Consider the following 12,757-nt stretch of genomic DNA (forward strand, 5'->3'; position numbering starts at 1 on the left):
GGGTGCGGGTGGGGGAGAGGTTCGCCGGGTCCGTCCAGGAAGACGTGCCGCAGCCGTCCACCGGGGTGACCGTGCGGGGGCTCGAGTTCGAAGTCCCGGAATCCTGGGGGGACTTCGACGAGCAGCCCGCCGACGTCAGCAGCGCCGCCACGACGACCACCGCACCGTACACACGCCGTCGTCTCATGACTGTCCCCGTCCTCGGTCCCGCGGTGCCCACGGTGTGAGCAACCGGCCTGCCACCCGCACCAGTTCGGAGAAGACGACCCCCAGGACCGCCACGCACACGATGCCCACGAACATCACGTCGTTCTCGAACAGCGCGCGGGAGTCGAAGATCAGGTGACCCAGGCCGTTCGTCGCGGCGATCTGTTCCGAGGCGACGATGACCAGGACCGCCACGCCCGCCGCGATGCGCGCGCCCACCAGGACCGCGGGGAGGGAGGCGGGGAGGAGGACATGGCGGAACATCTGCCAGGGGCCGGCGCCGAACACCCGGCCCGCGTCGCGGTGTCCGGCGGGGATCGCCACGACCGCCGACATCGTCGAGATCCAGACGAAGAAGAAGACCGTGGTCGCGACCAGGGCCACCTGAGGACCCTCGCCCAGGCCGAACATGTTCAGGAAGACCGGCAGCAGGGCCAGTTTCGGTACGACGTACAGGGCGTCCAACAGCGGTTCCAGCGCGGCCCGGACGAGGGGGAGGGAGCCCATCAGGAGGCCCAGGACGTAGCCGGTCGCCGTGCCGATCGCGTAGCCGGCCAGGACGCGTCGGGTGGTGGCCCACACGTCCGGCCACAGGTCGCCGGCGGCGGCCCGGGTCCAGCCGTCGGAGAGGATCGTCGAGGGGGCCGGATAGACGCGGTCGTCCAACCAGCCCTGAGTGGCGGCCAGTTGCCACCACAGGATCAGGACGACAGGGACGGCCACGGCGAGGGACAGCTCCAGGGCGCGTCTGCGGCGGTGGGTGCGTACCGGACGGAGTTCGTGCTGGCCGGGGCGGCGGACCAGGACCGACTCCTCGCGGTCGGGGGCGATCGTGGTCATGCGGGCACCGCCTCCTTCCGTAGCAGCTCCCACAACTCGGCTTTCAGGGCGGCGAATTCGGGGGTGTCGCGGATGTCGCCGGTGCGGGGGCGCGGGAACGGCGGGCGGTGTTCGGCGATGATCCGCCCCGGGCGCGCGGACATGACCAGCACGCGGTCACCGAGGACGAGCGCCTCCTCCAGGCTGTGCGTGATGAGGAGGGTGGTGGTGTGCAACTTCTGCGTGAGGTCAAGGAGTTCGTCCTGGAGGATCGTGCGGAGCTGCGCGTCCAGGGCCGCGAACGGCTCGTCCATCAGCAGGAGTTCGGGTTCTACGGCGAGTGCGCGGGCGATCGCGACCCTCCCCCAGTGCCTAAAGGGCCTGGGGGGACCCCCAGCGCATGCCGCCGGAGAGGGTCGCCGGGTAGGCGTGCGCGAAGTCGGCGAGGCCCATGCGGGTCAGCCATTCGTCGGCGCGGGCGTTCGCCTCGCGGCGCGGGACGCGTTGGATGTCCAGGCCGAAGCGGACGTTGGCGCGGACCGACTTCCAGTCGTAGATGCCGTAGTCCTGGAAGATCATGGCCGCCGGGCGGGGGCTGGATGTGCGGATCTCCAGGGTGCCTGTGGTGGGGCGCAGCAGGCCCGCGGCTATGCGGAGGAGGGTGGACTTTCCGCAGCCGGACGGGCCCACCAGGCAGACGAACTCGCCGGGGGCGACGGTGAGTTCGAGGGGGCCGAGGGCGTCGACCTGGTGCGGGGGGCGGCCGAAGGCGCGGGTCAGTTGGGTGGCGTGGAGTTTCGGGTGCGGCCGAAGGTGCGAGTCTCCCACGGTTGCTCCTTGCGGAGTGCGGAGTGCGGAGTGCGGAGTGCGGAGTGCGGAGTGCGGAGTGCGGTTGCGGTGCGTCCGTCTGCATGGGTGGGGGGTGCCGCACGACGATATGACGGTCCGTCAGATTCGGGAAGCCTGTAGGCAGCACAAAGCCCCTACGCAGCACAAAGCCCTGCGCAGCACAAAGCCCCGGCATCCGTGTCGAGCGGATACCGGGGCCTGTGAAGGGACTTGCTACGCGCTCGCGCAGTTCGGGCACAGCCCGCGGTAGGTCACCTCGACGTCCGAGACCGTGAAGCCGAAGCGCTCCGAGTCGGGGAGGTCGGCGAGCGGGTTGCCGCCGGGGTGGACGTCGCGGATCTGGCCGCAGTTGGCGCAGACCAGGTGGTGGTGGGGGCTGTGCGCGTTCGGGTCGTAGCGCTTGGCGCGCTTGTCCGTGGCGACTTCGAGGACCTCGCCGAGGGAGACCAGCTCGCCCAGCGTGTTGTAGACCGTCGCCCGGGAGATCTCGGGAAGCTTGGCCACGGCACGGGAGTGGACCTCGTCGGCGGTCAGGTGGACGTGGTCGCCGTCGAGCACTTCGGCCACGACGCGCCGCTGTGCGGTCATCCGCCATCCGCGTCCGCGCAGCCGCTCCAGAAGGTCACTCATACCGGCCACTTTAACAGCATGGTGACCAGTTCCCGAATAGGTGTGACTTTGGAGGGCTACTGGATTTGGACTGGATCCAACTGGGTTTACGTGGCCGTCAGGTCGGCGCCCCGTGTCAGGCCGGCACCCCTGTCAGGCCGGCACCCCCTGTCGTACCGGTGCCCAGCAGCGGATGATGTCGCGGACAGAGACGATGCCGGCGGGCTCGGCGCGGTCGAGGACGATGAGGTGGCGGAAGCCGCCGTGGGCCATCGCGCTCGCCGCGTCCTCCAGGGTCCAGGCCGGGGTGGCGAAGACGACGTCGGTGGTGGTGTGGGCGTGGGCGCGCTCGGTGTCCGGGTTCTGGCCCTTGCCGAGCGAGTTGAGGATGTCGCGTTCGGTGAGGATGCCGATGCCGCCGGCGTCCGGGTCGAGGACCACGGCCGCGCCGACGTGGCGCGAGGACATCAGGGCGGCTGCCTGGCGGAGGGTGTGGGCGGGGCCGATGGTGAGGACCACCGTGCTCATGGCGTCGCGGACCAGCATGGATTGCGGCGGGGGTTGCAGCATGGGATGAGGCCACCTCCTAGTGGAATCCGCGTGGTTCACGGAACCCGAGCCCGTTGGTCGTGCCGGCCGGGTCCGCTAGTTACCGGATTCACAAGTTCACAAGTGGGGGGACTCTCAGAGTCGCAGGTAAAGCATGGGTCAACAAGAGGGCGCGCGCGGCCGGTTGGGGGCGTGCGCAGGCGTCCCGTGGTGCTCAGTAGCGCATGTTCAGATAGCCCAGGAACTCGTCGTGCAGGATGCCGTTCGACGCCGCCGCGTTTCCGCTGTGCGGGCCCGGGCGGCCGTCGAGGCCCGTGAAGGTGCCGCCCGCCTCGGTGACGATGATCGCGGTCGCCGCCATGTCCCACAGGTTGAGCTCGGGTTCGGCGCAGATGTCGACCGAGCCCTCGGCCACCATCATGTAGGGCCAGAAGTCGCCGTACGCGCGCGTGCGCCACACCTCGCGGGTCAGGTCCAGGAAGCCGCCGAGCCGGCCCTGGTCCTCCCAGCCGGTGAGCGAGGAGTACGCGAAGGAGGCGTCCGCCAGCTTCGAGACCTGGGAGACGCGCAGCCGGGACGCGGAGGACAGGCTGCGGCCCGTGTAGGCGCCGTGGCCTTTCGCGGCCCACCAGCGGCGGCCGAGCGCGGGCGCGGAGACCAGGCCGACGACGGGCTGGAAGCCGCCCTCGGCCGCCTCCATCAGGGAGATCAGCGTGGCCCAGACCGGGACGCCGCGGACGAAGTTCTTGGTGCCGTCGATCGGGTCGATCACCCAGCGGCGGGGGCCGGTGCCCTCGATGCCGTACTCCTCGCCGATGACCGCGTCGCGCGGGCGTGCGCGCTGCAGATGGCCGCGGATCAGTTCCTCGGCCGCCTTGTCCGCGTCGCTGACCGGAGTCATGTCCGGCTTGGTCTCGACCTTGAGATCGAGCGCCTTGAACCGGGCGGTCGTCGCGGCGTCGGCGGCGTCCGCGAGGACGTGGGCGAGGCGCAGGTCATCGTGATAGTCGGCCATGCGTGAACCGTATCTTCAGGGGTTGCGCCGGGGCTACAGGGTCCGGTGGGCGAAACGTGAGGTGAGGGACCGTCGAGGCCTTCCCCGGAGCACCACCGCCCCGCCGACTCCCGCGCACGACGGCCGAAGTGCGCCCCCCGGCACCGCCGCGAACCCTTGACAGTGCTCCCGTGCGCGTCAAATCTGGGCGCAGAGCCGCTCGCCCCAGGGAGGCGAATGATGCCTGCAGCGCGGGAATCCCTGCTGGACGCCGCCTATACGGCGCTGGCGCGCCGGTCGTGGTCCACCGTACGGATGGTGGACGTGGCCGCCGCCGCCGGAGTGTCCCGGCAGACGCTGTACAACGAGTTCGGGAGCAAGGAGGGGCTCGCGCGGGCGCTGGTCAGAAGGGAGGCCGACGGCTATCTCGTCGGTGTCGAGCGGGCGCTCGGAAGCCACAGCGACGCCCGCGAGCGGCTGACCGCGACCGCCGAGTGGACCACGTCGGCGGCTCGCGAGAACGCGCTGGTACGGGCGATGCTGACCGGCTGCTGGAGCGAACGGCTGCCCTCGCCGACCCTGTCCGCGGTGCCGTCCTCCTCCGCCGTGCCGGCGCAGCGCCGGGCCGACGGGCCGCTGCCCTCACCCGGTGACTTCGTCGCCGTCGTCCGCGACCGTGCCGTCGCCGCGCTCGTCGGACCCGGGGCCGTGCGGCCGGACACCGCCGACCTGGCCCGCTCCTGCGAACTCGTCGTACGGCTGGCGCTGTCCTGCGTGGCGGCTCCGCCGGGCGAGGGCGGGGTCGGCGAACTGGTGCGCAGCGCGCTGGGCCCAACCAAATAGAGCCCAGCCACACAGAGCCTGGCCACACAGAGCCTGGCCACACAGAGCCTGGCCACACAGAGCCTGGCCAAATCAGTGTGCTGAACAGGTCAGTGCGCGGAACCGGACAGCTGGAGTCCGATGACCCCGACGATGACGAAGCTGATCGACACGAGCTTCAGTGTCGACACGAGGTCGCCGAGGAAAGCCATCCCGTAGATCGCGGTGCCCGCCGCGCCGATCCCGGTCCACACGGCGTACGCCGGGCCCACGTCGAGCTTCTTCAGGGAGAGGGTGAGCAGGCCGAAGCTGCCCAGGGCGAAGGAGCAGAAGGCGACCGTCGGCCACAGGCGGGTGAAGCCGTGGGACAGCTTCAGGCACACGGCGAACCCGGTCTCCAGAATTCCGGCCACGACAACCAGCAGCCACGCCATGAGCTGTCCTCCCGTTTGTCCGGCTCGGTGCGATTATGCACTTACCGAACTTGAGCCCCCACAAACACGCGGTGGTCAGTCGCCGTCCGTTCGTTCACGCGTGGCCAACAACCGGCGCAGCGAGTACAGCCGCTGCGGGTCGGCGTGACCGTCGGCCACCCACTGGTCCAGCGCGCAGTCCGGCTCGTCGTGGCTGCACGCGCGCGGGCAGTCGACCGTGCCGGGCTCCAGGTCGGGGAAGGCCTTGATGACCCGGGACGGGTCGACGTGGTGCAGGCCGAAGGAACGGACGCCCGGGGTGTCCACTACCCAGCCCGAGTCGTCCGGCAGCGGGATCGCGCGGGCCGAGGTCGTGGTGTGCCGGCCGCGCCCGGTGACGGCGTTGACGATGCCGGTGCTGCGCCGCCGCTCCAGCGAGACCAGCGCGTTCACGAGGGTCGTCTTGCCGACACCGGAGTGGCCGACGAACGCGGTGATCTTGCCGTCGAGCTGCTTGCGGACCCGCTCCACCGCGCTGCCGTTCTCCAGCTCCTCGCGGCTCGTGACGACATAGGGGACGCCCAACGCGCCGTACAACTCAAGGAGTTGATCGGGCGAGGCCAGGTCCGACTTGGTGAGGACGAGCAGCGGGTCGAGGCCGCCGTCGTAGGCCGCGACCAGGCAGCGGTCGATGAGGCGGGGGCGCGGCTCGGGATCGGCGAGGGCGGTGACGATGGCGAGCTGGTCGGCGTTGGCGACGACCACGCGCTCGTACGGGTCGTCGTCGTCGGCCGTGCGGCGCAGCACCGAGGTGCGCGGCTCGATGCGGATGATGCGGGCGAGCGTGTCCTTGTCGCCCGACAGGTCGCCGATGATGCCGACCCGGTCGCCGACCACCGCGGCCTTCCGGCCCAGTTCGCGGGCCTTGACCGCCATCACGACCCGGTCCTCGACCAGACAGGTCAGCCGGCCCCGGTCGACGGTGAGGACCATGCCCTCGACCGCTTCCTCGTGCTTGGGGCGGATGTTCGTACGCGGCCGGTTGCCCTTGCGGTTCGGGCGCTGGCGGATGTCGTCCTCGTCGGTGTTCTTGCCGTAGCGACGCATGGCGTGAGTCCCCTACGCCCCGTCGCTCTCGAGCATGCCGGCCCACAGGTCGGGGAAGTCCGGAAGGGTCTTCGCGGTCGTCGCCACGTTCTCGATCTGTACGCCCTCGACCGCGAGGCCGATGATCGCGCCCGCGGTGGCCATGCGGTGGTCCTCGTAGGTGTGGAAGATCCCGCCGTGCAGGCGGCGCGGGCGGATGTGCAGACCGTCGGCGGTCTCGGTCACGTCGCCGCCCAGTTCGTTGATCTCCTTGGTGAGCGCGGCCAGCCGGTCCGTTTCGTGCAGGCGCAGATGCGAGACGCCCCGGAGCGTGGACGGCGTGTCCGCGAGGGCGGCCACGGCCGCGATGCCCGGGGTCAGTTCGCCGACCTCGCTCAGGTCCACATCGATGCCGTGAATGGCACCCGAACCGGTGAACTCCAGTCCGTACTCGGTGAGTTCGCAGGAACCACCCATCTCGGTGAAGATCTCCCGCAGCCGGTCACCGGGCTGGGTGGTCCGGGCCGGCCAGTCCGGTACGACCACCTTGCCGCCGGCCACCAGCGCCGCCGCGAGGAACGGCTGCGCGTTCGACAGATCCGGCTCGATGGTCAGGTCCCGGCCGAGCAGCGCGCCCGGGGTCACCCGCCAGACGTTGGGCTCGCCGCCCGACTCCGGGGTGTCCACCTGGGCGCCGACCGCGCGCAGCATGTCGACGGTCATGCGGATGTGCGGGAGGGAGGGCAGCGAGGAACCGATGTGCCGGACCTCGACACCCATGTTGAAGCGCGGACCCGAGAGCAGCAGCGCGCTCACGAACTGGGACGACGAGGACGCGTCGATCTCCATCGGGCCGCCGTCCAGCGCGCCCCCGCCGTGCACGGTCAGGGGCAGCGCGCCCCGGCCGTCGTCGTCGATCCGGGCACCGAGCACGCGCAGGGCGTCGATCACGCCGTGCAGGGGGCGTTCGTACGACCTCGGGTCGCCGTCGAAGCGGATGGGACCGTCGGCCAGCGCGGCGACCGGGGGCAGGAAGCGCATCACGGTGCCCGCGTTGCCGACGTCGATCGTGGCCGGGCCGTGCAGGCCCGAGGGGATGACCCGCCAGAACTCGCCGGAGCCCTTCTCCGTGCCCACGCCTTCCTCGATGCCCACGCCCATCGCGCGCAGCGCGCCGGCCATCAGGAGGGTGTCCCGGGAGCGGAGGGGGCGGCGCAGCCAGCCCGGTTCACTGGCGAGGGCGGCGAGGACGAGGGCGCGGTTGGTGACGGACTTGGACCCGGGGACGTGGACCGTCGCGTCGACGGCTCCGCGGGCGTGCGGGGCGGGCCAGAGGGCGGGTTGGTCGTTGTTCGGGGCCATGTGACCCACTGTATAAGTAGGCCGTCTTCCGGGTGCCGCGCCGTTGGGGCCGGCCGCGCCCACGCGGCGGAGCCGCACAGGGACGCCGCCCCGCCCCCTGGGCCGGCTGGTCACACCCCCAGCAGCCAGCGACCCCCACCTATGAGAGAGCACAGCGACACCAGGTGGAACAGGAACAGCCACAGGCCCGCCGGTACGTGCGTGAGTCGCGCCAACTGGTCCGCGTCCGAGTCGCCCGCGCCGCCCCTCGACCGCTTGGCCTGGAGCTCGAAAGCGGGACGTACTCCACCCAGCAACAGGAACCACACCACCGCGTACGCGAAGGCCGCCTGCACCTGCGGGCCCGTCAGCCAGGACACCAGGAGGAAGGCCGCGCCGCTGAGGATCACCGTCAGGGCGCCGTACGCGTTGCGGATCATCACCAGCATCGCGATCAGCAGGAGCGTCGACAGCCACAGGAGGAGCGTGATGTGGCCGGCGCCGAGGAGGGCCGCGCCGCCCAGGCCCAGGAGCGGGGGAGCGGTGTAGCCGGCGGCTGCCGTGAGGATCATGCCGAGGCCGTGCGGCTTGCCCCGGCTGACCGTGAGACCGCTGGTGTCGGAGTGCAGGCGGATGCCGGTGAGGGTGCGGCCGGTGAGCAGGGCCACCAGGCCGTGGCCGCCCTCGTGGGCGATGGTGATGGCATTGCGGGAGAGGCGCCACAGACCGTGCGGGACGACCACGGCCAGCGCGGCGACCATGGTGGCGATCACCACCCACAGATCGGGATCGGGCTGGCTGCCGAAGACCTCGTCCCAGAGGGCGGGTATCGAGGCGATTGCGGTGCTGTCCATTGGCTGCGGAGGCTCCCGTGGGTGTCGTCGAATCTGGCAGTCTGGCACGTATGTGCGGACGGTATGCAGCGAGTCGTGGGCCCGAGGATCTCGCAGGAGTCTTTGAGATCGAGAAGTGGGAGCCCGAGGAGGTTCTGGCCCCCGACTACAACGTGGCCCCGACCAAAGAGGTATATGCAGTCCTCGAGCGTCCAGTTAAGGACGCGGACAGCCCGGAGCCGGTTCGCCAGCTGCGCAAGCTGAAGTGGGGGCTGGTGCCCAGCTGGTCGAAGACGCCCGAGGGCGGTGCGCGGATGATCAACGCCCGCGCGGAGACCGTGCACGAGAAGCCGTCGTACCGTCGCGCCTTCTCGGCCCGGCGCTGCATCATCCCCGCCGACGGCTACTACGAGTGGGTCACCGCCAAGGACGAGCGGGAGCTGGAGGTCGAGGGCAAGAAGAAGCGGCAGCGCAAGCAGCCGTACTTCGTGCTGCCCGCCGACGGGTCGGTGTTCGCGATGGCCGGGCTGTACGAGTTCTGGCGGGACCGGACCCTGCCCGACGACCATCCGCTGGCCTGGTGGGTCACCTGCTCGGTGATCACGACCGAGGCGGAGACGACCCCGCTGGCGGTGCCTCCGGCCGAGGGGCCGCACACGCTGGCCGACATCCACCCCCGGATGCCCCTGATGCTCACCCCGGACCGCTGGGACTCCTGGCTCGACCCCGCCCGCACCGACCCGGACGAGCTGCGCGAGCTGCTCGCCCCGCCGCCGGCCGGGCTGATGCGCGCGTATCCGGTGTCGACCGCCGTCAGCAACGTCCGCAACAACGGACCGGAGCTGCTGAAGGAGCTGGAGGGGCCCGAGGAGGGCACACTCTTCTAGCGTGACTTCCAGCGCGATTTCCCCTGTGCCTTCCGGCGAGACGATCGAGACCGACGCGGGGGACGCCCGCGTCACCTGGCACCCGGCGGAGAAGGCGCGGTTCGTCCTCGCCGTCAGCCATGGCGCGGGCGGTGGCATCGAGGCGCGGGACCTCCAGGCCCTCGCCGCCGTACTCCCCACGCACGGTGTGACCGTCGCGCTGGTCGAACAGCCCTGGCGGGTCGCCGGGAAGAAGGTGGCGCCCGCGCCCAAGACGCTGGACATCGGCTGGCGGGGGATCTGGCCGGCCGTCGCGAAGCCGGGGCTGCCGGTGATCTCGGGGGGCCGTAGCGCCGGAGCGCGCGTGGCCTGCCGTACGGCGACGGAGCTGGGCGCGGCGGCCGTCCTCGCCCTGAGTTTCCCGCTGCATCCGCCCGGCAGGCCGGAGAAGTCGCGGGCCCACGAACTGCTCGGTGCCGGGGTGCCCACGCTCGTCGTGCAGGGCGGGAACGACCCGTTCGGGAAACCGGCGGAGTTCCCCAAGGGCGACTTCGCACTGGTCGAGGTGCCGTACGGCGATCATGGTTTCGCCGTGCCCAAGCGGGCGGAGATCACTCAGGAGCAGGCCCTGGAGATCATCACGGGGTGTGTGGTGGAGTGGACTCGAACACTTGGGTAAAGGGTGGGAATGCTGCGGCCCTCAGCACTGTTGTGGCGGACAGAGAGAGTCGTAGAAAGGAAGTCCGCCGCATGGGTTCGACCTTCTGCCCGGCCCGTAGCAGCCGCTCAGACCTGGACTGGTCGGTGCTGCACGCGACCAAGGCCACCCCTATTGGGGCGGCGGGCGGACCGGATCGTCGTCTATCCTCCGATTCTGGTGGCATCGGCTTCGGTGCTGCCCGGAATCTTGAGGAGGTGGGTCCGGTTCCCGGTACCGACGCAGGGACCGAACACGGCCAGGCGGAGCAGCCCGAGGGCCAGGGCACGAGCACGGAGTCCACGACGGAGCGCAGTGCGCGCTTCGAGCGGGACGCGCTCGAATTCCTCGACCAGATGTACTCGGCCGCGCTGCGCATGACCCGCAATCCGGCCGACGCCGAGGACCTGGTGCAGGAGACGTACGCGAAGGCGTACGCGTCCTTCCACCAGTTCCGCGAGGGCACCAACCTCAAGGCGTGGCTGTACCGGATTCTCACCAACACCTTCATCAACTCGTACCGCAAGAAGCAGCGTGAACCCCAGCGCTCAGCGGCCGAGGAGATCGAGGACTGGCAGCTCGCCCGTGCCGAGTCGCACATGTCGACCGGTCTGCGCTCCGCCGAGTCGCAGGCGCTCGACCACCTGCCCGACTCGGACGTGAAGGAAGCGCTCCAGGCGATCCCCGAGGAATTCCGCATCGCCGTCTATCTCGCGGACGTCGAGGGCTTTGCCTACAAGGAGATCGCGGACATCATGGGGACACCCATCGGTACGGTGATGTCCCGGCTGCACCGGGGCCGCCGTCAACTGCGCGGCATGCTCGAGGACTACGCGCGTGACCGCGGACTGGTCCCGGCCGGTGCCGGAGAGTCGAACGAAGCGAAAGGCTCGGGCTCATGAGCTGCGGAGAGCCGCACGAAACGGACTGCAGTGAGGTCCTCGACCATCTCTACGAGTTCCTCGACAGAGAGATGCCGGACGCGGACTGCACCAAGTTCGAGGTGCACTTCGAGGAGTGCTCGCCGTGCCTGGAGAAGTACGGCCTGGAGAAGGCCGTGAAGAAGCTCGTGAAGCGGTGCTGCGGGCAGGACGACGTGCCGACGGATCTGCGCTCCAAGGTGATGGGACGCCTGGAGATGATCCGGTCGGGGCAGGTCGTACCCGAGCACGACGTGGCGGCCTCCCCGCAGGAGTCCTGACGCTTCGCGGGAGTCTTGACGCTTCGCAGGCGCCCTGAGTCTCCGCGGGCGTCCTGAACGGACCGGGCGTCCTGAACGGACTGTCGTCACTCGAACGTGCTAATCCGCGGGTGATACGCCCGCGTCGCTCCCCCGACCGCCCTAGGCTCCTCGGCCTGGACAGGCATGGTCGGGGGAAGGGCGTCAGCCATGGAGGCGACACCGGCACGGGCACGTGCGTACGTCGTCTGTGCCGTGCTCGGCGCCCTGTGGTGTCTGCTTCCGCTGCCGGCCGTCCACACCCCCTGGTGGGCGGTCGCGCTGCTGGCCGCGCTCTACGCCGGCTGCGAGCAGGTCGCCCGGCGCCGGTTCGCCGGCACCTTCTACCCGGTGCTGCTCGCCGCGGCCTTCCTCCTCCCCCCGCCCGCCGCCGCGCTCGTACCGCTGCCGGGCGCGCTGTTCTCCCATGTCGCCCAACAGGGCTCGCCCTGGCTGCGGCGGAGCTGGCGGGCCGCGCAGCTCGCGCTCGCCGTGTGGGCGGCGGGACGGGCGCACTGGGCGCTGGGCGGGCGGAACGCCGTCGTCGCCTCCGACTTCCCCTACGCGCTGCTGCCCGCGCTGGCCGCCGTCCTCGCCTTCTGTCTGGTCCTGACCGTCCTCGACGGCGGGATCCTCGCGCTGGCCGAGCGGGTGCCGCTACGGCGGGCCTGGCGCGGTCTGTTCCTACGGTCCCTGGCGCCCATCGGCGTGCACGGGCTCGCCGGGCTGATGATGGCGGTGCTCTGGCGCAGTCCCTACGGCCCGGTCGCCGCGCTGCTCGTGCTGTTGCCGATGGGGGTGTCCTGGTGGGTGTTCGCCCAGTACCACCGGGAACGCGCCGCCCATCAGGCCACCATCCGCGCGCTCGTCCAGGCCGTCGACATCAAGGACGGGTACACCCGCGGGCACAGTGAGCGGGTCGGGCAGGCGTCGATGATGATCGCGCGGGAGCTGGGCATGGACGACTCGCGGGTGGAGGTGCTGCGGTTCGCGGGGATCCTGCACGACGTCGGGAAGCTGGGCGTGCCCACGCGACTGCTCCGCAAGGACGGGCCGCTGACTCCCGAGGAGCGGCGGGTGATCGAACTGCATCCCGAGTACGGGCACGAGATGGTGCGGGGCATCGGTTTTCTGGGGGAGGCTCGTGCGGCTGTCCTGCACCATCACGAGCGGTTGGACGGGAGTGGGTATCCGTACGGGCTGTTGGGGAGTCAGATCCCGGAGTCCGCGCGGGTCGTCGCTGTCGCCGATGCCTTCGACGCGATGACGTCGACTCGGTCCTACCGTCGCGCCCGGCCGGTGTCCGCCGCGCTGGAGGAGCTGTCGCGCTGTGCCGGTACGCAGTTCGACCCGTTGATGGTGCGGGCGTTGGCGCGGGCGCTGGGGCGGTGCGGGTGGCATCCGGCGGTAACAGCCGACGAGGTCCAGTCCTCCATCGTCTTCCCACCCACCC

Annotated in this window: 14 protein-coding genes and 2 pseudogenes; 6 read left to right on the forward strand and 10 right to left on the reverse strand. The window is 70.7% G+C overall.

The genetic code is table 11. The features are described 5' to 3' along the window. The 6 genes and pseudogenes from JHN63_RS53250 to hisN all read right to left on the reverse strand — a co-directional run. Positions 1 to 187: pseudogene (locus JHN63_RS53250) on the reverse strand (hypothetical protein); the annotation flags it as partial. After that, complete coding sequence (locus tag JHN63_RS36505; RefSeq protein WP_200689010.1) at positions 184 to 1,047, reverse strand: ABC transporter permease; 864 nt, start codon at positions 1,045 to 1,047, stop codon at positions 184 to 186. The pseudogene JHN63_RS53250 and the gene JHN63_RS36505, both read right to left, overlap by 4 nt. After that, positions 1,044 to 1,854 (reverse strand): annotated as a pseudogene (locus JHN63_RS36510) (ABC transporter ATP-binding protein). The gene JHN63_RS36505 and the pseudogene JHN63_RS36510 overlap by 4 nt, the downstream one beginning before the upstream one ends. A gap of 234 nt (positions 1,855 to 2,088) precedes the next feature. After that, positions 2,089 to 2,505: a Fur family transcriptional regulator gene (locus tag JHN63_RS36515; protein ID WP_200689012.1), complete on the reverse strand. Its 417-nt coding sequence runs from the start codon at positions 2,503 to 2,505 to the stop codon at positions 2,089 to 2,091. 132 nt (positions 2,506 to 2,637) lie between these two features. Beyond that, on the reverse strand, positions 2,638 to 3,030 hold the full coding sequence (locus JHN63_RS36520) for a cyclic nucleotide-binding/CBS domain-containing protein (protein ID WP_200689043.1): 393 nt from the start codon (positions 3,028 to 3,030) through the stop codon (positions 2,638 to 2,640). 217 nt (positions 3,031 to 3,247) lie between these two features. Continuing rightward, entirely contained in the window at positions 3,248 to 4,048 is an 801-nt protein-coding gene (gene hisN, locus JHN63_RS36525; protein WP_200689021.1) for a histidinol-phosphatase, read from the reverse strand. A 216-nt stretch (positions 4,049 to 4,264) separates the two neighbouring features. On the opposite strand from hisN, the gene JHN63_RS36530 reads away from it, so the two are divergent. Next, positions 4,265 to 4,870, forward strand: coding sequence for a TetR/AcrR family transcriptional regulator (locus tag JHN63_RS36530; RefSeq protein ID WP_200689023.1), 606 nt, complete (start codon positions 4,265 to 4,267; stop codon positions 4,868 to 4,870). Between the two features lie 89 nt (positions 4,871 to 4,959). Here JHN63_RS36530 and JHN63_RS36535 read toward each other — a convergent pair whose 3' ends face one another. The 4 genes from JHN63_RS36535 to JHN63_RS36550 form a co-directional block, all read right to left on the reverse strand. Continuing rightward, a complete protein-coding gene (locus JHN63_RS36535) occupies positions 4,960 to 5,283 on the reverse strand; it encodes a multidrug efflux SMR transporter (protein ID WP_043674501.1) in 324 nt (107 codons plus the stop codon). A 75-nt stretch (positions 5,284 to 5,358) separates the two neighbouring features. After that, positions 5,359 to 6,369, reverse strand: coding sequence for a ribosome small subunit-dependent GTPase A (gene rsgA, locus JHN63_RS36540; RefSeq protein WP_200689025.1), 1,011 nt, complete (start codon positions 6,367 to 6,369; stop codon positions 5,359 to 5,361). A gap of 12 nt (positions 6,370 to 6,381) precedes the next feature. Continuing rightward, positions 6,382 to 7,710, reverse strand: a complete 1,329-nt coding sequence (aroA, locus tag JHN63_RS36545) for a 3-phosphoshikimate 1-carboxyvinyltransferase (RefSeq protein ID WP_200689028.1) — start codon at positions 7,708 to 7,710, stop codon at positions 6,382 to 6,384. A gap of 110 nt (positions 7,711 to 7,820) precedes the next feature. Beyond that, positions 7,821 to 8,543, reverse strand: coding sequence for a M50 family metallopeptidase (locus JHN63_RS36550; RefSeq protein ID WP_200689030.1), 723 nt, complete (start codon positions 8,541 to 8,543; stop codon positions 7,821 to 7,823). 50 nt (positions 8,544 to 8,593) lie between these two features. On the opposite strand from JHN63_RS36550, the gene JHN63_RS36555 reads away from it, so the two are divergent. The 5 genes from JHN63_RS36555 to JHN63_RS36575 form a co-directional block, all read left to right on the forward strand. Next, complete coding sequence (locus tag JHN63_RS36555; RefSeq protein WP_200689032.1) at positions 8,594 to 9,409, forward strand: SOS response-associated peptidase; 816 nt, start codon at positions 8,594 to 8,596, stop codon at positions 9,407 to 9,409. 1 nt (position 9,410) lies between these two features. Beyond that, positions 9,411 to 10,067: an alpha/beta family hydrolase gene (locus JHN63_RS36560; RefSeq protein WP_307782067.1), complete on the forward strand. Its 657-nt coding sequence runs from the start codon at positions 9,411 to 9,413 to the stop codon at positions 10,065 to 10,067. Between the two features lie 236 nt (positions 10,068 to 10,303). Further along, complete coding sequence (gene sigR, locus JHN63_RS36565) at positions 10,304 to 10,987, forward strand: RNA polymerase sigma factor SigR (protein ID WP_019058309.1); 684 nt, start codon at positions 10,304 to 10,306, stop codon at positions 10,985 to 10,987. Next, positions 10,984 to 11,286, forward strand: a complete 303-nt coding sequence (gene rsrA / locus JHN63_RS36570) for a mycothiol system anti-sigma-R factor (RefSeq protein WP_200689034.1) — start codon at positions 10,984 to 10,986, stop codon at positions 11,284 to 11,286. The genes sigR and rsrA overlap by 4 nt, the downstream gene beginning before the upstream one ends. Positions 11,287 to 11,475: 189 nt before the next feature. Beyond that, the coding region (locus tag JHN63_RS36575; RefSeq protein ID WP_200689036.1) for an HD-GYP domain-containing protein at positions 11,476 to 12,757 on the forward strand (1,282 nt) is incomplete at its 3' end.

Source organism: Streptomyces sp. MBT65 (assembly GCF_016612545.1).
Taxonomy (GTDB): Bacteria; Actinomycetota; Actinomycetes; order Streptomycetales; family Streptomycetaceae; genus Streptomyces.